We start from the raw sequence: 17,015 nt of genomic DNA, 5'->3' as shown, positions 1-17,015 counted from the left end.
CTGAAATGTAATGGGCTTATGGGTGAGCATATGAAAAGATTGTTTCTGGTTTTTGCCCTCGCGTTGGGTGTTTGTCTTTTTTCGGCTGTGGATAGTTTTGCGTCCAAGCTTGTCGCGGAAGTGAGCATCAGCGATCAGACGATGACGGTGTCGAAGGGCGGAAAGGTGCTCTATAATTGGCGCGTCTCGACGGGTCGCGAGGGATATGAGACTCCCGTCGGGAGATACCGTCCAACACGGATGTACCGCCTGTGGCATTCGAAGACCTATGACAACACGCCGATGCCGCATTCGGTCTTTTTCCACGCCGGCTACGCGATCCATGCCAGCAATGCGGTCAAGAGCCTTGGACGACCCGCCTCGCATGGCTGCGTGCGGCTCAAGCCTGCCAATGCAGCCAAGTTTTACGACATGGTCGAAAAGGCAGGGCGGAAGAATACACGGATCATCGTCCAGTATTGAGCGGGAGCGTCAATTACCCCAGCGCTTGTGGAACCACATCCACTGGCCGGGATGTTGGCGTACCCACGCTTCCACCGTGTCATTGAGAAGCTGGGCGGTGGCGTTGATGTCAACCTGGCCCTTGTCGTCGCGCGGCAGTTCGATGCGCTCATTGAGCTCGAGCCTGTAGCGTCCGTTCGGCAGGCGAATGCAGCGGGCGGGGTAGACGTCGCAATCAAATTGCCGGGCGAGCTTGGCGAGAAGCGGATTGGTCTTCACCGGACGTCCGAAGAAGGTCGAGGGCACGCCGCGGCGGAATTTCTGGTCGACCAGCATGCCGACATTGCCGCTTTCGCCGAGGACATGGGCGAGGGACCATGCCGCGCCGGCCTTGGAGGGCACGAGATGCCCCATATTGGTGCGCCGGGCCTGCAGCACGTGCTGTGCGATGAACGGGTTGTTCGGCGGGCGGAAGAGGGCGGTGACGTTCAATCCGAAGGTCGCGGCGCAGATCGGCAGGAGCTCGAAATTGCCGGTATGGGCGGTGAAGAAGATATGAGGCTTCTTTTCGTTGCGCAGCCGCTCGAATATTTCAACGCCCTGGACCTCGACCAGTCCCGGCTCGGTCGCATCAGGATCATAATCGAAAACGGCGTCGAGAAAGATATACTCGGCGAAAAGCCGCGCCATGCCATCCCACATATCGCCCGCGATCTTCTCGATCTCGGTGGTGGGCTTTTCGGGATAGGCGCTGCGCAGATTGGCGATGGCGACGCGATGGCGCGGCGTGTAGGGGCCGATGAGCCGGCCTGCCTTGGCCGTGAACTCGATGGCGCTGCGGGCAGGCAAGCGGCGCAGGAGCCAGAGGACGAGAAAAACCGCCTGTGCCCAAAGCCAATAATTGGCGCGACGCAGCTTCTGCCAATAGCGCCAGACAGCAAATTTGATCTTGAACATCAATATCAGCTAACGCGCAGGATGATTTTGCCGAAAACGTCGCGGCCTTCCATGCGTTTCAACGCCGTATCGATTTCCTCGAAACCGACAACGGTATCGATCACCGGGTGGACCAGCCCGCGCGCCATCTTCTGCATGGCGTCGGCCATGTTCTCCATGCGGCAGCCGAAGGAGCCGATCAGCTTCAGCTGCTGCTGGAAGAGCATCATCAGGTTCATGTTCGTCGAAACGCCGGAGGTCGAGCCGCAGGTAACGAGCCTTCCGCCGCGCTTCAGGCTGAGCATCGAACCCGCCCAGGTATCGGCGCCAACATGCTCGAAGACGACATCGACGCCCTTCTTCTTCGTCAGCTTGCGCACGACTCCCTCGAAGCGGTCCTCGCGGTAGTTGATGACGTGATCGGCGCCGAGCGCCTTGGCCTTCTCGATCTTGTCGTCCGAGCCGACGGTGGTGATGATTGTGCAGCCCATCTTCTTCGCGAGCTGGATAGCCGCGCTGCCGATGCCGGAACCTCCGGCCTGCACGAGAATGGTTTCGCCGGGCTCGAGCTTCGCATTGTCGAACAGCATGTGCTCGACGGTGCCGAAGGTAACGGGGGCAACTGCCGCGCCGATGTCATCGACGCCGGGAGGGGCGGGAACGAGAAGACGGGCGGGAAGATTGATCTTCTCCTGGGCAAAGCCGTCGAGATGGAAGCCATGGACGCCCGAGACGTGCTCGCAGAGATTGTCGCGGCCTTCGCGGCACGGACGGCAGAGGCCGCAGGTCTGCGCGCCATAGATCGAAACCAACTGGCCGGGCAGGACGCTCGCCACGCCGGGTCCAAGCGCCTCAACCTCGCCGGAGGCTTCCGCGCCGATGACCAGCGGCATCTTGCGCTTGGCGAAGGCCATGCCGCGCCAGCCCCAGACATCGATATGGTTGAGAGCGACGGCCTTGATGCGCACGGTCACTTCGCCGGGGCGGGGTGGCGGCGGCGGAGCAATGTCGGTCAGTTCGAGGCGGCGGTCTTCGATAAGCTGTAGTGCACGCATAAGTTTTCGGTATCCCTATTCCAGGATACCGCTTAGTTCGGTTCTGCGCCCATGACAAGGCAGGTATTTTGTCCGCCGAAGCCAAAGGAGCTGGAGAGCACGGTCGAAACCTGTTGCTCGCGCTTCACGTTGGGCACCACGTCAAGCAGGATGGTGGGGTCCGGATTGTCGTAATTGATGGTCGGCGGTAGCGTGCCGGTCTGGATTGTGAGCAGCGAGAATGCCGCTTCGATCGCGCCCGCTGCTGTCAGCGTGTGACCGATCATCGATTTGTTCGAGGATGTCGGGATCGCACCTATGCGGTCGGCAAACACCGTGGAAAGCGCCAGATATTCCATCTTGTCGTTTTCCGGCGTCGAGGTGCCGTGGGCATTGATATAGTCGATCTGGTCTGTGGTAAGCCCAGCATCGTCCAGAGCAGCGCGTACGGCGCCGATGGCCGGGGAGCCGTCTGGCTTGGAGCGGGTGCGGTGGAAATCATCAGCCTTTTCGCCGCATCCCTGGAGGAAACCGAGAATTTTCGCGCCGCGCGCAACGGCGCTTTCCAGCGATTCCATCACCAGTGCGCCTGCGCCTTCGGCCATGACGAAGCCGTCGCGGTCCTTGGAGAAGGGCTTGGCTGCTTTGTACGCCGGGTCATTCTGCGTCGAAAGCGCTGACAGGAGCGAGAAGCGGATCAGCGATTCGGCGGAAACCGAACCGTCGGTGCCGATCGAGAGCACACGGTCGCTTTCGCCGCGACGGATGGCTTCGACGCCGAGCTGAATGGCGGTTGCGCCGGATGCGCAGGCGGTCGAAAGTGTGATCGGCAGCCCACGGGTGCCGAATTTGTCAGCAATCCGCTCGGCAATATAGCCGAACTGGGTCGTATTGAAGAAATCCGGGAGCGGCTTGCGACGACAGGAAGCGAGCATCAACTCGTAACTTGTCTCGCCGTCATCGATCGTGGTCCGGTCGAGCGCGAAGCGGCCTTTCCAGTCGAGTTCGACCGGAGGGGCTGCGATAAAGAGGGAACCGCCGAAATCCTCCATGGGAAGGTTTGACTGCGCAATCGCCTCTTCGGCGGCGAGGGCTGCGAGCTTCTCCGACAAGGGCGTTGCGCCAGCGGTGCTTTCCGCCAGAAAATCCACCGTGCCGGCGATGCGGGTGTTGAGGTTTTCCGTGGGAAACCGGGTGATGTCGTGGATGCCGGAGCGCCCGGCGGTCAGGGCAGTCCAATTGTCTTCCTTGCCCTGGCCGAGCGAGGAGACGATGCCGATGCCGGTGACAGCGACGATCGGACGGCCGAGATGATCTGTGTATTTCGTCATCAGATTGCTCCTCAAACCTTTACGAGGCGGGCAACGCCTTCGGCGCGCGTGACCCCGATCGTGGTGGCGATGGCTGCGGAAACCGGCTTGTCCAGCGGCTTTTCGCCGTCTTCGAGGGGGGCGAAAGCCTCGCCTTTCGAAACGGCGATTGCCGCAATGGCGACCGCAAGCGGGAACTGCGCCTCGCGCAGATGACCGGTAATGCCTGATATGCCGCGCGCGGCGCCGGAAAGTGCGTCGAGAGCCGCCTTTTCCGCCGATGTCGGCGCGTGGGCGCCGGATGCGCCGGAGACGATGAAGGGGGCTTCATCGCCGCCTGCTGCCTTTTTCAGCATGTCCTGCACGGTCTTCTTCAAATCGTCGCGGCCGCGACGGATCTGCCCGCTGGTTATCGATTCGATCTCGGCATAGGCGCGCGCGCCGCGCTTTGCGACATGTTCGGCGCTTTCAAGCACGAGGAATACGCCGCCAGAACCGGTAACGAGCCCGCCGCCGGCACTGCCTTCACGCTGCCAGAGCGGCGCCCAGCCGTCTGATTTGAGATAGCCGCCAAGCTCGTGGCCGAGCAGCATGTCGAAATGCTCGGTGTTGTACGACCCGCCGACCAGCGCATGGGTGCTCTGGCCGGAGCGGATGCGCGCGGCAGCCGTTTCGATAGCGGAAATGCCGGAGCTTTCCTCGCCCATGAAGGTGCGCGACGAGCCGGTCACCTTGTGGACGATGGAGATGTTGCCAGCCAGCAGATTGGACAATTGCGCCAGGAACAGCGTCGGGCGAAGCTCGGTGGAGAGCTTCTGGTTCAGCATGACGCCGCGATCATTGCTGGTGCGGCCCTCGGCGAGGATCAGCGTGTCGACCGCGAGATCGCGCTCGCCGCCGCCGGCGGCGACCACCATGTCCATGGTCGAGCACAGGGCCTCGTCTTCCTTGATGCCGGCATCCTGGAGCGCGAGACCGGCCGCGTATGTTCCCAGCCGCTGCCATGTCTCCATCTGGCGCTGGTCGCTGCGCTTCGGGATCTGCAGGTTCCAGTCCACCTGGCCCAGCGGATGGACGGTATAAGGCGCAAATTTCTCGGTTTCGAGCTTCGGTTCGGGTTTCCCCGCAAGCGCGTTCCAATGGGCATCGAGCCCTTCGCCGAGCGAGGACACGATACCGATGCCGGTTATGAGGACTTTGTTGTTCTGCATGTTTTCCGCCGTCTGTTCCGCCGCCCGGTGCCGCTTTCTAGCCGCATGATCTTGTCCGAAAAGTTTTCAACTTTTTGGAATCATGCTTCGATCAAGCCTTCTTCGCGGCCACCAATTCGTCGATCTTGGCGCAGAGATTTTTCAGGACGAAATATTCTTCCGTCGGAACCTTGCCATCATTGACTTCCTGGGTCCATTTTTCGAGCGGAATCTTGATGCCGAATGCCTTGTCGATGGCGAAGACGATATCCAGGAAATCGAGGCTGTCGATGCCGAGATCGTCAATCGTGTGGCTTTCGGGCGTGATCGTGCTGCGGTCGATCTCGCTGGTTTCGGAGATGATGTCGGCGACTTTGTCGAACGTGGATGACAATTTGTAGTTCCTTTTCCTGCGCCGCCTTGTGCGGCGTTTTCTGATCAATTCGCGCGTGTCTAGCGTTTTTCACGCATTAGGGAAAGATGTAAAGCCCGACGCTCCGCCAGCGGCGGTCTTTGGCCTCGCTGACGTCCCGCGCGCGACAACGTAAGCGCGTTCAGTAAAGTGTTTGCTAAAGGGTATCCCTCGTTTTCCCGGTTGCATCCGGAGATATCAAGCCATATCCGGGATAGATGGGACTCGCCGGAACGATATTCATCATCTTCAGCATTATTTTCATCGGCTATGCTGCCGCCAGCCTGCGGGTGCTGGGCGAAGCCACCGGCGACGGACTTTCGGACTTCGTTTTCGTCGTGGCGACGCCGCTGCTTTTGTTTCGCACCATGATCTCGGCGGATTTTCACGGCAGTGCGCCCTGGGCGCTGTGGGTGGCCTATTTCTCGGGTGTGGTCGGGGCGTGGCTGGTGTCGCACGGGGCGATACGCACCGTGTTCGGCCGCGACCGCCGCGCGGGCGTGGTCGCCGGTGTGTCAGGCGCGTTCTCCAATCTGGTGTTCCTTGGCATGCCCCTGATGCTGGGCGTATTCGGCCATGAAGGCGTGGCGATCATTTCACTCATCATCTCGGTGCATATGCCGTCGATGATGGCGACGTCCATCGCCCTCAACGAATGGGCCACACGACGCGACGGAATAGGGCACGGCGAGACCCATCTGACTGCGACGATAAAATCGTTCTTCAGGAGCCTTCTGCGCAATCCGCTTGTCATCGGCATCCTGTCCGGATGGGCGTGGCGGTTTTCCGGCCTTGAGATGCCTCAATTCGCTTCGACCCTGATCGATACGCTGGCCGGGGTCGCCGGCCCCGTGGCGCTGTTCGCGATGGGCATGGGATTGAAGAAATTCGGCATATCAGGGAACGTGCGGGCGGCGTTCCTCACTGCGACGATCAAGCTGATGCTGATGCCGGCGGTCGTCCTGGCTGTCGCCTGGGCCTTGCAGCTTCCGCCCCTGACGGCGAAGGTCGCCGTCACGGCCGCCGCACTTCCCTCCGGCATCAATTCCTATCTGATCGCTACCCGCTTCGGCACCGGGCAGGCGCTCGCCTCCACCTCGATGGTCATCGCCACCGGTATATCCGCGCTGACGCTTGGTTTGTGGATATCGATCGCCACGCATGTGTTCGGCTGAGCTGTCTTGGAACAGACGCTAATCAAATCGTGATTGCCGCCAAAGCGGTTTTGCGGCGGAGAGGGTGGACAAGCTATCTTCACGCGCAAGATACTCGTCCTTGACATTCGGCAGAAACGGGCGTGAGAAATTCGCGACGTTGGAGAGGATGCAAACGGCCGACGTGCCGGACATGCCTCAAGGAGAACAGCAATGCTTCAGAAGACCAGCTATTTCATGAAACAGGCCAATCTGATCGCTGGTGAATGGGTGGAAGCCGATTCCGGCCAGACGATCGATGTCATCAACCCGGCGACGGGCCTGAAGATCGGAACCGTACCGAACGCCGGCAAGGCGGAGACGGTGCGCGCCATCGAGGCAGCGGCGGAAGCATTCGAAAGCTGGAAAAAGACCACCGCCGCCGAGCGGGCCAAGCTGATGCGCAAGCTGCACGACCTGATCATTGAGAACCAGGATGCACTGGCCGAACTGCTGACGCTCGAACAGGGCAAGTCGCTTACGGAGGCCAAGGGCGAAATCGGCTCATCCGCCGCCTATATCCTCTGGTATGCCGAGGAAGCGCGCCGGATCTACGGCGATGTGGTGCCGTCGCCTTGGCGCGACCGCCGCATCATGGTGACGAAGGAGCCGGTCGGGGTGATCGCGGCGATCACGCCGTGGAATTTCCCATCCTCGATGCTCGCCCGCAAGATCGGGCCGGCGCTGGCCTCCGGCTGCACGGCGGTCGTCAAGCCGGCGACGCAGACGCCTTATTCGGGTCTCGCATGGGGCGTTCTATGCGAGGAGGCTGGCATACCGAAGGGCGTCGTCAATATCCTGACGGGTTCGGCGTCCGAGATCGGCGGAGAGATGACGCGCAATCCGCTGGTGCGCAAGATCACCTTCACCGGCTCGACAGAGGTCGGCAAGATCCTGATCAAGCAGGCCGCCAACACGGTCAAGAAGGTCTCGATGGAGCTCGGTGGCAACGCGCCGTTCATCGTCTTCGACGACGCCGATGTCGATCGCGCGGTCCAGGGGGCGATCGCCGCGAAATTCCGCAATTCCGGGCAGACCTGCGTCTGCACCAATCGCTTCTTTGTGCAGTCGAAGGTCTATGGCAAATTCGTCGAGAAGCTGGCGGCGGCAGCTGAAAAGCTGAAGGTTGGCAACGGGCTCGAAGCGGACACCCAGCAGGGGCCGCTGATCGACGAGAAAGCGGTGCAGAAGGTTGAGGAACTGATCGCCGACGCCGAAAAGAAGGGCGGCAAGATCCTGACCGGCGGCAAGCGCCACGCGCTCGGCGGCACCTATTTCGAGCCGACCGTCATCGCCGACGCCAAGCCGCGCATGCGTTTCACCAAGGAGGAAATCTTCGGCCCCGTCGCGCCGGTCTACAAGTTTAGGAACGAGCAGGAAGCCATCGAACTCGCCAACAACACCGAGTATGGCCTTGCCTGCTATTTCTACACGCAGGATCTCGGCCGCGCCTTCCGGGTGATGGAAGGGCTGAAATACGGCCTGATTGGTGTCAATGAGGGTATGATCACCGCTGTTGAAGCACCTTTCGGCGGCTTGAAGGAATCCGGCCTCGGCAAGGAGGGCGGGCATCAGGGCATCGAGGATTATCTCGACACGAAATATGTCTGCATCGGCGGACTGGGGCTTTAACACCGTGATATCAGAGATTTTTGGTACGACGCCGGATGGCGAAGCGGTTCATCGTATAACGCTGTCCGGCGGGGGGCTGACTGCAAAAGTCCTCACATGGGGAGCTGCCATTCAGGATCTGCGGCTGGAGGGGCATGTCTCTCCACTGGTGCTGGGATTTGAAAATTTCGCGGATTATCCCGCGCATTCGCCGCATATGGGCGCGATCGCCGGGCGATCGGCCAACCGCATCCGCAACGGCACCTTCACCATCGATGGCACCACCTACACGGTGGACCGCAATTTTCTCGGCCAGCACAATCTGCATGGCGGGCGCAAGGGGCTGGGCAAGCGCGTCTGGCGGGTGACCGGCCAGGGGCCGGATTACGTCACGCTCGCCATTCTGGCCGCCGACGGCGAAATGGGCTTTCCCGGCAATCTCAATGTCAGTTGCACCTATATGCTGAGCCCGGGAGGAACGCTGGTCGTGCGGCTTGAGGCGGTGACCGACAAGCCGACGATCTGCAACCTGATCCATCACAGCTATTTCAATCTCGACGATGGCGGCGAAACGGACATTCTCGATCACCAGGTGATGATCGGGGCCGAGGCTTATCTTCCGTCGGATGAGGCGCTGATGCCGGATGGCCGGGTTCTGCCGGTCGGAGGCACAAGCCATGATTTTCGCGAATTCCGCCCGGTGCGGCGGGAGAAGGACGGCGAGCAGGTCGTCTACGACAATAATTTCTGCCTCGCCGCCGCGCGCAGGCCGCTCAAATGGTGTGCTGCGGCCAAGGGCGCGAAATCCGGCGTCCGTCTCGATGTGCTGACTACCGAACCCGGCGTGCAGTTCTATGCGGGCAATACGCTGGCACGTCCGGCGGTCGGACTGACCGGCAAGCCTTACGAGAATTATGCCGGTCTGTGCTTCGAGCCGCAGATTTGGCCGGATTCACCGAGTTTTCCATATTTTCCGCAGGCGATCTTACGTCCGGGTGAAGTTTATTCGCAGACGACGCATTACAGCTTCAGCAAGGAATAAAGCCGCTCACGCCTCACATGGTTTTTTCAAACGCCGCGCGTGCTTCCTCCATGGGAGCAAGCGCGCCGTGGAATTCGACGACGCGGGCCGCAACGCAATGGGCGCGTCTTGCCGCATCGGCGGGGGCGAGGCCATTGATGCGAGCAGCGAGATAGGCGCCATTGAAGCTGTCGCCAGCGCCCGTCGTATCGACGGCGTTGGCTGGCACGGCTTCTATCCAGTCTTCGCGGCCTTGCACTGAAACAAGAGCGGGAGCAGTGCCGTCCTTGACGATGATTTCCTTCACGCCCAATGCCGATAGACGGGCAGCGGTGGCCGCTGGCGTGGCGTCGCCGAACAGATCCTTTTCATCCGGGAAGGTGGGGAGGGCGATGTCGGCAAGGCGCATGGCCTGGCTGATCGCAGAGCGTGCGGTTTCGACATTGTCCCAAAGCCTTGGGCGATAATTCGGATCGAATGCGATCTTGCTGCCGTTTTCACGTGCGTTTTTTACCGCTTCGAGCAGGAGTTGGCGGTCAACCGGCGTCAAAATCGCAAGAGTGATGCCGGAGAAATAGACGATGTCGCGGCCTTTCAGGCTTGCGGCCAGCGCCTCGCGGTCGCCGGCCAGCTTCCGTGCGGCGGCGTCATTGCGCCAGTAGGTGAAGGAGCGTTCGGCGCCATCGAGCGATATGGCATAAAGGCCGGGACAGGCGCCCGATATGATAGGGCTCGCTGCAATTCCAATGCCGTTTGCGGCGAAGAAATCGCGCTGTTTGACCGAGAACGGATCGTCGCCGAAGGCACTCACATAGTCCACGGGATAATCCGGAGCAGCCAGAGCGCGGACATACCAGATCGTGTTGAATGTATCGCCGGCAAAGCCCATGCGCCAATTGTCGCCCGTGGCGCCTGAAAGTTCGATCATGCATTCGCCGATTGATGCAAATCCGCTCATTTTTCACCCTTGCGTTCCGTTGCCTTTCCATAATCAGGCAGAGGGCAAAAGGCCAGCCCGCAGTTGCCCATCTGCGGATTGCCTTGGGATGGATTGCTCCATTTCCTTTGTTGGCTTGTCATAATCTGCATGTAACAAGAGGAGGAACGAGGGAATCGGGTATGCGCTACGCGATCTATTTCACGCCGTCGGCCGGCGACCCGCTCAGCAAGGTCGCCGCCAACTGGCTCGGACGCAATGTTTTCAGTGGGGCGGCGGTGAAGACCCCGGTGTTCCGCTCGTTCGAGCCCGACGAGATTGCGCGACTGACACTGGAGCCGCGCCGCTATGGTTTCCACGGGACGCTGAAGGCGCCTTTCCGGCTCAATGAAGACATCACCGAACGCGAGCTCCTGTCGGCATTGATGCATTTTGCTTCGTCTGCCGTTCCCGTGACGATCCCGCGGCTGGAAGTTGCCGCGCTCGGACATTTTTTCGCGCTCGTGCCGGACGAGCCGCTGCCGGAACTCGACCAGCTCGCGAACGACATCGTCGTCGCCTTCGACCGTTTCCGCGCTCCGGCGACGGATGCGGAGAGGGCGCGGCGGCGACCGGAAACTTTAAGTATCTCCCAGTTGAGAAATCTGGAACAATGGGGCTATCCTTATGTGTTTGAGGATTTTCGTTTCCATATGACTTTGACAGGGCGTGTCGAGGAAAAGGATAGACTTCGTGTCGCACGCATGCTGGACGAGTTCTTCGAACCCGTTCTGAGCGAACCGGTCGAGATCGCCAATCTTGCGCTGTTTGTCGAAGCCGAGCCCGGTGCGCCGTTCGAGGTTCATTCCCTCCATCCGCTGGCCGTGCCCTTGTCGCCTGGGTCTGGGCCGGGATCCGGTACTCGAGCCGGTCGCAAAGAGAGTGCCTGAAGAAAAGTGCTGACATGCCGCATGAATTTATACTGAAGAATGCCCGCATCATTCTCGATAACGAGGTGCTTGCAGGTTCCGTGCTCGTTCGTGACGGGGAAATCGCAGATATTAGCGAAGGCTCCACGGCCGCCGGCGAAGACATGGAAGGCGATTTCCTGACGCCGGGACTGATCGAGCTTCATACCGATCATCTGGAGGGGCATTATGCGCCACGCCCCAAGGTGCGCTGGAACCCAATCGCCGCCGTCCAGGCCCACGATGCGCAGATCGCCGCTTCCGGCATCACCACGGTTTTCGACGCGTTGCGTGTCGGCCTCGATGATGAGGCGGAGGTGGGTGTGGAAGATATGCGGGTGCTTGCCGATGCCATTTCGGACGGCATGAAGAGCAACAGGCTTCGCGCCGAGCATTTCCTGCATCTACGCTGCGAGGTTTCGGCGCCCGATTGCCTGGAAGCCTTCTCACTCCTTGAAGGCTACGACCGGGTGCGCATGGCGTCACTCATGGATCATGCGCCGGGTCAGCGCCAGTTCACCGATCCTGAAACCTACCGCGTTTATTATATGCGCAAGATGAAAGTGTCGGAGGAAGAGTTCCGGCTTTATTGCGAACGGCGCATGGCGCAGTCGCAGCGCAATTCTGCCGCCAACCGGGCTGCGATCTCGCAGGCCTGCCGGGCGCGCGACATCGTGCTGGCGAGCCATGACGACGCCACCGTCGCCCATGTTGGGGAGGCGGTGGAGCAAGGCATACGTGTTGCCGAGTTCCCGACCACATTGACGGCTGCCGAGGCTTCAAAGCAAGCAGGACTATCGGTGCTGATGGGCGCGCCCAACGTGGTGCGCGGCGGGTCCCATTCCGGCAATGTATCGGCCCGGGAACTGGCGGAGAACGGCTGTCTCGATATTCTTTCATCGGATTATATCCCGTTCAGCCTGATGCAATCCGCATTCTTTCTGAGCGATGTCGTCGACCGCATTTCGCTGCCGCAGGCGATGCGGCTCGTGTCGAAGAATTCCGCGGAGGCTGTCGGACTTGACGATCGCGGCGAGATAGCGGTGGGCAAGCGCGCCGATCTGGTGCGGGTACGGGTCGATGACCACGTACCCCTTATAAAAACGGTCTGGCGCCAGGGGGCTCGCGTCATATGATGGCGACAGGGCTGATAGAACGGGCGATGGGCGAATCGCGTCCGCTGAGAAACGGCGTCTTCGTTGCCATTGTCGGGCCGAGCGGCTCTGGCAAGGACACTATCCTTTCCTATGCGCGCGAAAGGGTGCAACACCGCCCCGAATTCCACTTCGTGCGCCGGGTCGTGACGCGCGCTGCCGCAGGGGACGCAGAGGAGCACGATACGCTGGACGAGCGTGCTTTTGCCGCCGCGCTGGAATCCGGCGCGTTCAGCCTGCATTGGGATGCGCATGGGTTGCGCTATGCACTGCCGAAATCGGTCGATCATCATGTCGAGAACGGCTCGGTGGTCGTCGCCAATGTCTCGCGAAGCCTGCTTCGGGACCTTGGTTCCATCTACGCCAATGTGACAGTCGTCCATCTCAGCGCTTCGCCCGAGGTGCTGGCGCGCCGTCTCGCCATGCGCGGGCGCGAGGATGCGTCCGATATTGAAGAGCGGTTGCGGCGCAGCGCCAAGGCGGTAGCCGAGTTGGATGCGGCGGTCATGCTCGACAATTCGGGACCGGTGGAAATCGCGGGCAACCGTTTCATCGCCATCCTGGAAAAGGCCGCAGCCTTCGCCGCCATCTGCGAACAGATCTGATCGGACCTGCGGCACCATTTCGGACGTGCGGTTTTCTTCTTCTGAAGAAAAACATTCAGCACCTGTTTGGTGTTTGCATATAACCAGTACGGTGTAAGTTGAGTCTTGCTACGTATGGACGTGAGTCTGTGAATTATCCACAGTTTAGGAATAGCGCGTTTAATTATTATTAGACGTTTCATAAAATTAAGTGAATATTTATATTGCTGATGTTTCATCAGTTCTGAGGCCCGGCCCAACCCGCAGCTAACGCCCCAGCCGGGCCTCTTGAATCAATGTAAAGAGGCGTTGTGTAGCTGATGGTTAAACTATTCAACAATATTTTATTTTACTTCACTGCGGCACTTTGTGTCGCGATGCTTAGCGCGATGTGCTATGTCGGGATGATTACCTGACGCGAAAACGCGGGCGAGGTGCGATATTTGGCAGGTAAGCTCCTGTTTCAGCAGCGTGTGAGGCCTCGCACACTACTTGCTGCACAATCCCTCAAATCGAAATGATTCAAGGGATTATGCCGTAGCCGCTATTTCTCCCGATACAGGATCATGCCGCCGTGGTGCAATATGCCGTCGATGAATTCTCCGTCGGCGGTAAAACCGGTATCGTCCCAATAATCGATATGGTTGCCGGTGACGAGATAACGGCCCTGATAGGCGCTCTCACGCGTTCCGCGCGCTTCGTCATAACGGCCGTTCGGCAGCAATTCGTGGCGGATATGGCCGTCGGCGGTCACCCACATGCCGACATAGGGGTGGGTTTGGGCAGGTTGGCTGGTTGCGCTTTGCTGGGAATTCATCTGGGTAAATCCTTTCTGTATCGGCAGGATGGCCCCACTCGCAAAAAGCACGGCGGCGGCAAGCATTGAGATCCGTTTCATAGCGAGTTCCTCAGGGTTGTTGTTGGCCGGGAGCAGCGCGGCGCCGCTCCGCAAATAGCTTGGAGAGCGTCTGCGATGCCGTTATCGCTCGGGGGAAGCCGGCTGGAACCGTCACCATGTAGATGACCTCCTTCAACTCATCTTCTGACACGCCGATATTGAGCGCATAGCCGGCATGAATCTTCATGAAGGCGGGCTCACCCATGGCTGCGAATACAGCGACGGCGGCGAGTTGGCGTGTTCGGTTGTCGAGGCCGGGACGGGACCACACGTCGCCCAATGCGTAGGCTTCTGTTGCATCGGCGAGGAATGGAAATTCCTGCCTCATGCCTTCCAGCGTGGACTGCGGGACGCCATTGTTCAGGCCCCTGATTACGGTGTCGCCGCGCTTCAGACGCTCCTCCGTCGTTTGTGCCAGGACTGGCCCGGAAAGAGCGCCTAGCAGGAGCGCAATGGCGACTGTTGGATGCGAAATTTGAAAGCGAGAACCCATCATCTGTCTCCTTATTTGCTGGCCGCCGGCCGGATGACGATCTCGTTGACATCGACATCATCGGGCTGTTCGATGGCGAAGCGGACGGCGCGGGCAATCGCATCTGGCTTGAGCGCGATGGCGCGATAGGTCTTCATCGCTTCCGCCGCCGCCGGATCGGTGATCGTGCCGGCAAGCTCGCTTTCGACGACGCCGGGATGGATGCAGGTGACACGGATGTTGTCATGCTCCTGCCGCAAGCCATCGGAGATCGCGCGTACCGCATATTTGGTCGCGCAATAGACGGCGGCGGTGGGTACCACCGAAAGCGCGCCGATGGAGGCGATGTTGATGACATGACCGGAGCCTCGCGCCGTCATTTCCGGCAGCACCGCGGCGATGCCGTGGAGCACGCCCTTGATGTTGACGTCGACCATGCGGTCCCATTCGTCGACTTTCATCGAGGCCATCGGGGATAGCGGCATGATGCCTGCATTGTTGACGATCACGTCGACCCGACCCCAGGCCTGGCGCGCCGCTTCGGCGAACGCGGCGACGTCGGCGCGGTCGGTGACATCCAGCCGGCGGGTCAGAGCCTGGCCGCCCTTCGCGTTGATTTCTTCGGCCAGGACATCGAGCCGATCGGTGCGGCGTGCGCCGAGCATGATTTTAGCTCCGGCGGCGCCAAGCTCCCGGGCGATCCCGGCGCCGATGCCGCTCGATGCGCCGGTGATGAGGACGATCTTGTTGAGAGACATGCGCAATTCCCTTCTCCTGGTTGATTCCTAGGCCGCAATACAGCGGTTGCCATAGAGATAGACCTGTCGCATTGTCGTGATAAGACGATCATTTCTAACGATTATGGAAAGGCTAGCTAACCAATGGAGCCGGATCTCAACCTACTCGCCGTCTTTGTGCTCGTCGCCGAGGAGAGGAGTTTTCGTGCGGCTGCCGACCGGATGGGCGTCAGTCGCTCGGCGGTCAGCCAGACGATCAGGCGGCTGGAAGAGACGCTCGGGATAGCGCTCATTCAGCGCACGACGCGCAGCGTGAGCCTCACCGAGGCAGGCGAGCGTCTCTATGACGAAGTTGCGCCCGCGATTGCAGACATGCGCGCGGCAATAGAAGCCACCGGAAACCTGCGCGGACGCCCGCGCGGGCAGCTGCGGCTCGCCGTTTCGTCGATTGCGGAGCACTTTTTGTCAGGGCCGTTTCTCGCAAGCTTTGCCGAGGCCAATCCGGAGATACAGATCGACATCACCGTGACGGATGTGGAGTTCGATATTGTTGCTGAAGGGTATGATGCCGGCGTCAGGCTCGGCGAAGTGATCGAGCAGGACATGATCGCCGTTTCCGTTGCTGGTGACGAGAGACAACTCGCTGTCTGCGCGCCGATCTATCGTGACCGTTTTGGGGCACCTTCGCATCCGAGCGAGCTCACGGCTCACCGGTGTGTCGGTTGGCGTCCCGCACCCAGGGTTGCGCCTTATCGCTGGGAATTTGTGGAAGACGGCAAGGCGTTCAGCGTTGCTGTTGCGCCGGAGATCACCACGAATGACATGGCCTTGATGATAAAGCTCGCCATTGCCGGCGCCGGCATCACCTTCGGCATGGAGGAGAGCTTTCGCCCATCGATCGAGCGTGGCGAACTGGTTCCCCTGCTTGAGGGTTATTGCCCACCCTTTGCCGGCTTCTACCTCTTCTATCCGAGCCGCCGCAATATGGCGCCAAAGCTACGGGCCCTCGTGGATCACCTGCGAAATCTCGGTTAGCATGCGCGTTCGGCCGCTTCACATAAAACGGAAGAGCAGGCCGGAGATCAGCGCCTCGACATAGCGCTTCTTCTGGAAATGACCGTTCAGCGAGACCCGTGGCAGCAATGTCGGCTGCGCCAGGCTTGCAGGGCCGAGGACGGCGGGCTGCGTGGTTACGGCAACGCCGAAGCCGGCATCGGCGGCCGCGCGACCTTCGCGCTCGCCTGCGGCGATCGGCCCGCCATAGGGATAGGAGAAGGATCGCGGGCTGCGACCGACATAGCGTTCGACAGCCGTCGCCGAAGCCTCGATCTCATGCCGCAGGCGGCCTTCGCTGACGCGCCGCAGGTTCACATGTGTTATCGTATGCGCTCCGAAATGCACCAATGGGTCCTGCGCGAGGTCACGCAATTCCGCCTTGCTCATCACCAACTCATCCACGATGGCGATCGGGTCGATGCGATGGCGGTCCATCGCCACCGCGTCTATCCGCTTGATTGCCTCATCTTCGTCGATCGACCCGACGAAATCCGCAAGGCGCTCGAAGGCCGCGAACTTCTGGCTGAGGGTCGTGGTCGCGACAGCTTCAGGCCCGCTGCCGAAGTCGAATTCGACAGATGGGCCGCTGCCTGCAATCGCCGCCGCCGTTTCCCACCACATGCTGCGCGTCCGCTCCACGAAGCCGCGCGTAATGAAGATCGTGTAGGGCACGGCGAATTTGCGGAAGACCGGCGCCGCGAACTCGGCGTTGTTGCGATAGCCGTCGTCCAGCGTGAAGGCGACGAATTTTCTCCGGTCGGTGGGATCGGAGAGCAGGGCAGGCAAATCATGAAGGTGAACGGGAACGAGATCGCGCTCCAGCACCATCCGGATCGCCTCTTCAAGAAATTCCGGCGTGATCGAAAGATGGGCGTTCGGATCAAATTCCACTCCATCACGCTCCGGGCGAACGTGATGGAGTGTGAAGATCAGCCCGCGACCGCCAGCCGCCGGAAACAGGTTCCCGAGATGGGGTAGGGCGACCGCTTCCAGACTCGCGCGGATCAAGGCGTATTTCAGTGGCCGCTTGATGGAACGCAACGATACCATGTCGGGCAAGTCCCTTGTTGTTCCAGCCTGTC

The 17,015-nt window shown here is 60.5% G+C and carries 18 protein-coding genes; 8 read left to right on the top strand and 10 right to left on the bottom strand.

The features are described 5' to 3' along the window. Positions 1 to 30 precede the first annotated feature (30 nt). The gene (locus DUT91_RS00645) at positions 31 to 462 is read left to right on the top strand and encodes a L,D-transpeptidase (RefSeq protein ID WP_114438959.1); all 432 of its coding nucleotides are present in this window, start codon (positions 31 to 33) and stop codon (positions 460 to 462) included. A gap of 9 nt (positions 463 to 471) precedes the next feature. Here the strand turns inward: DUT91_RS00645 and DUT91_RS00640 are convergent, their stop codons facing one another. The 5 genes from DUT91_RS00640 to DUT91_RS00620 form a co-directional block, all read right to left on the bottom strand. After that, a complete protein-coding gene (locus DUT91_RS00640) occupies positions 472 to 1,401 on the bottom strand; it encodes a lipid A biosynthesis lauroyl acyltransferase (protein WP_114438453.1) in 930 nt (309 codons plus the stop codon). A gap of 2 nt (positions 1,402 to 1,403) precedes the next feature. Further along, the gene (locus tag DUT91_RS00635; RefSeq protein WP_114438452.1) at positions 1,404 to 2,432 is read right to left on the bottom strand and encodes a zinc-binding dehydrogenase; all 1,029 of its coding nucleotides are present in this window, start codon (positions 2,430 to 2,432) and stop codon (positions 1,404 to 1,406) included. 32 nt (positions 2,433 to 2,464) lie between these two features. Continuing rightward, complete coding sequence (locus tag DUT91_RS00630; protein ID WP_114438451.1) at positions 2,465 to 3,742, bottom strand: beta-ketoacyl-ACP synthase; 1,278 nt, start codon at positions 3,740 to 3,742, stop codon at positions 2,465 to 2,467. Positions 3,743 to 3,753: 11 nt separating this feature from the next. Beyond that, positions 3,754 to 4,932 (bottom strand): beta-ketoacyl-ACP synthase, encoded by a 1,179-nt coding sequence (locus DUT91_RS00625; RefSeq protein WP_114438450.1) that lies wholly within the window; start codon positions 4,930 to 4,932, stop codon positions 3,754 to 3,756. A gap of 91 nt (positions 4,933 to 5,023) precedes the next feature. Beyond that, positions 5,024 to 5,305, bottom strand: coding sequence for an acyl carrier protein (locus DUT91_RS00620; protein ID WP_068882530.1), 282 nt, complete (start codon positions 5,303 to 5,305; stop codon positions 5,024 to 5,026). Positions 5,306 to 5,541: 236 nt separating this feature from the next. Here DUT91_RS00620 and DUT91_RS00615 point away from each other — a divergent pair, with 236 nt between their 5' ends. From DUT91_RS00615 to DUT91_RS00605, 3 genes are all read left to right on the top strand, one after another. Continuing rightward, entirely contained in the window at positions 5,542 to 6,498 is a 957-nt protein-coding gene (locus DUT91_RS00615) for an AEC family transporter (RefSeq protein ID WP_114438449.1), read from the top strand. 192 nt (positions 6,499 to 6,690) lie between these two features. Beyond that, the gene (locus DUT91_RS00610; RefSeq protein WP_114438448.1) at positions 6,691 to 8,148 is read left to right on the top strand and encodes an NAD-dependent succinate-semialdehyde dehydrogenase; all 1,458 of its coding nucleotides are present in this window, start codon (positions 6,691 to 6,693) and stop codon (positions 8,146 to 8,148) included. A gap of 4 nt (positions 8,149 to 8,152) precedes the next feature. Then, complete coding sequence (locus DUT91_RS00605) at positions 8,153 to 9,169, top strand: aldose epimerase family protein (RefSeq protein ID WP_114438958.1); 1,017 nt, start codon at positions 8,153 to 8,155, stop codon at positions 9,167 to 9,169. Positions 9,170 to 9,182: 13 nt separating this feature from the next. Here DUT91_RS00605 and DUT91_RS00600 read toward each other — a convergent pair whose 3' ends face one another. Beyond that, positions 9,183 to 10,106: a sugar kinase gene (locus DUT91_RS00600; RefSeq protein ID WP_114438447.1), complete on the bottom strand. Its 924-nt coding sequence runs from the start codon at positions 10,104 to 10,106 to the stop codon at positions 9,183 to 9,185. Between the two features lie 161 nt (positions 10,107 to 10,267). Between DUT91_RS00600 and DUT91_RS00595 the strand changes: the two genes are divergently transcribed. The 3 genes from DUT91_RS00595 to phnN are packed head-to-tail and all read left to right on the top strand — an operon-like array spanning position 10,268 to position 12,791. Then, on the top strand, positions 10,268 to 11,014 hold the full coding sequence (locus DUT91_RS00595; protein WP_114438446.1) for a DUF1045 domain-containing protein: 747 nt from the start codon (positions 10,268 to 10,270) through the stop codon (positions 11,012 to 11,014). A 14-nt stretch (positions 11,015 to 11,028) separates the two neighbouring features. Continuing rightward, positions 11,029 to 12,168: an alpha-D-ribose 1-methylphosphonate 5-triphosphate diphosphatase gene (locus tag DUT91_RS00590; protein WP_114438445.1), complete on the top strand. Its 1,140-nt coding sequence runs from the start codon at positions 11,029 to 11,031 to the stop codon at positions 12,166 to 12,168. Next, on the top strand, positions 12,165 to 12,791 hold the full coding sequence (gene phnN, locus DUT91_RS00585; RefSeq protein ID WP_245419425.1) for a phosphonate metabolism protein/1,5-bisphosphokinase (PRPP-forming) PhnN: 627 nt from the start codon (positions 12,165 to 12,167) through the stop codon (positions 12,789 to 12,791). Before DUT91_RS00590 ends, phnN begins: the two co-directional genes overlap by 4 nt. A gap of 523 nt (positions 12,792 to 13,314) precedes the next feature. Here the strand turns inward: phnN and DUT91_RS00580 are convergent. From DUT91_RS00580 to DUT91_RS00570, 3 genes are all read right to left on the bottom strand, one after another. Beyond that, positions 13,315 to 13,587 (bottom strand): Atu4866 domain-containing protein, encoded by a 273-nt coding sequence (locus DUT91_RS00580; protein WP_245419479.1) that lies wholly within the window; start codon positions 13,585 to 13,587, stop codon positions 13,315 to 13,317. A 91-nt stretch (positions 13,588 to 13,678) separates the two neighbouring features. Then, positions 13,679 to 14,161, bottom strand: a complete 483-nt coding sequence (locus tag DUT91_RS00575; RefSeq protein ID WP_114438443.1) for a carboxymuconolactone decarboxylase family protein — start codon at positions 14,159 to 14,161, stop codon at positions 13,679 to 13,681. A gap of 11 nt (positions 14,162 to 14,172) precedes the next feature. Next, positions 14,173 to 14,898: an SDR family oxidoreductase gene (locus DUT91_RS00570; RefSeq protein ID WP_114438442.1), complete on the bottom strand. Its 726-nt coding sequence runs from the start codon at positions 14,896 to 14,898 to the stop codon at positions 14,173 to 14,175. 123 nt (positions 14,899 to 15,021) lie between these two features. Between DUT91_RS00570 and DUT91_RS00565 the strand changes: the two genes are divergently transcribed. Beyond that, the gene (locus DUT91_RS00565) at positions 15,022 to 15,912 is read left to right on the top strand and encodes a LysR family transcriptional regulator (RefSeq protein ID WP_114438441.1); all 891 of its coding nucleotides are present in this window, start codon (positions 15,022 to 15,024) and stop codon (positions 15,910 to 15,912) included. A gap of 18 nt (positions 15,913 to 15,930) precedes the next feature. Here the strand turns inward: DUT91_RS00565 and DUT91_RS00560 are convergent, their stop codons facing one another. Next, complete coding sequence (locus DUT91_RS00560) at positions 15,931 to 16,983, bottom strand: polysaccharide deacetylase family protein (RefSeq protein WP_114438440.1); 1,053 nt, start codon at positions 16,981 to 16,983, stop codon at positions 15,931 to 15,933. Between the last annotated feature and the right edge of the window lie 32 nt (positions 16,984 to 17,015).

Source organism: Paramesorhizobium salinisoli (assembly GCF_003335045.1).
GTDB lineage: Bacteria > Pseudomonadota > Alphaproteobacteria > Rhizobiales > Rhizobiaceae > Paramesorhizobium > Paramesorhizobium salinisoli.
Note: the sequence above shows the minus strand (reverse complement) of the source record. Positions and strands in the feature narration are given on the sequence as shown.

What these genes read in the sequence shown, in the direction of transcription:
- DUT91_RS00570 (WP_114438442.1), bottom strand. Translation starts at nt 14,898, where the DNA reads ATGTCTCTCAACAAGATCGTCCTCATCACCGGCGCATCGAGCGGCATC.
- DUT91_RS00645 (WP_114438959.1), top strand. Translation starts at nt 31, where the DNA reads ATGAAAAGATTGTTTCTGGTTTTTGCCCTCGCGTTGGGTGTTTGTCTT.
- DUT91_RS00615 (WP_114438449.1), top strand. Translation starts at nt 5,542, where the DNA reads ATGGGACTCGCCGGAACGATATTCATCATCTTCAGCATTATTTTCATC.
- DUT91_RS00635 (WP_114438452.1), bottom strand. Translation starts at nt 2,432, where the DNA reads ATGCGTGCACTACAGCTTATCGAAGACCGCCGCCTCGAACTGACCGAC.
- phnN (WP_245419425.1), top strand. Translation starts at nt 12,165, where the DNA reads ATGATGGCGACAGGGCTGATAGAACGGGCGATGGGCGAATCGCGTCCG.
- DUT91_RS00595 (WP_114438446.1), top strand. Translation starts at nt 10,268, where the DNA reads ATGCGCTACGCGATCTATTTCACGCCGTCGGCCGGCGACCCGCTCAGC.
- DUT91_RS00600 (WP_114438447.1), bottom strand. Translation starts at nt 10,106, where the DNA reads ATGAGCGGATTTGCATCAATCGGCGAATGCATGATCGAACTTTCAGGC.
- DUT91_RS00575 (WP_114438443.1), bottom strand. Translation starts at nt 14,161, where the DNA reads ATGGGTTCTCGCTTTCAAATTTCGCATCCAACAGTCGCCATTGCGCTC.
- DUT91_RS00565 (WP_114438441.1), top strand. Translation starts at nt 15,022, where the DNA reads ATGGAGCCGGATCTCAACCTACTCGCCGTCTTTGTGCTCGTCGCCGAG.
- DUT91_RS00625 (WP_114438450.1), bottom strand. Translation starts at nt 4,932, where the DNA reads ATGCAGAACAACAAAGTCCTCATAACCGGCATCGGTATCGTGTCCTCG.
- DUT91_RS00580 (WP_245419479.1), bottom strand. Translation starts at nt 13,587, where the DNA reads ATGAATTCCCAGCAAAGCGCAACCAGCCAACCTGCCCAAACCCACCCC.
- DUT91_RS00560 (WP_114438440.1), bottom strand. Translation starts at nt 16,983, where the DNA reads ATGGTATCGTTGCGTTCCATCAAGCGGCCACTGAAATACGCCTTGATC.
- DUT91_RS00590 (WP_114438445.1), top strand. Translation starts at nt 11,029, where the DNA reads ATGCCGCATGAATTTATACTGAAGAATGCCCGCATCATTCTCGATAAC.
- DUT91_RS00610 (WP_114438448.1), top strand. Translation starts at nt 6,691, where the DNA reads ATGCTTCAGAAGACCAGCTATTTCATGAAACAGGCCAATCTGATCGCT.
- DUT91_RS00630 (WP_114438451.1), bottom strand. Translation starts at nt 3,742, where the DNA reads ATGACGAAATACACAGATCATCTCGGCCGTCCGATCGTCGCTGTCACC.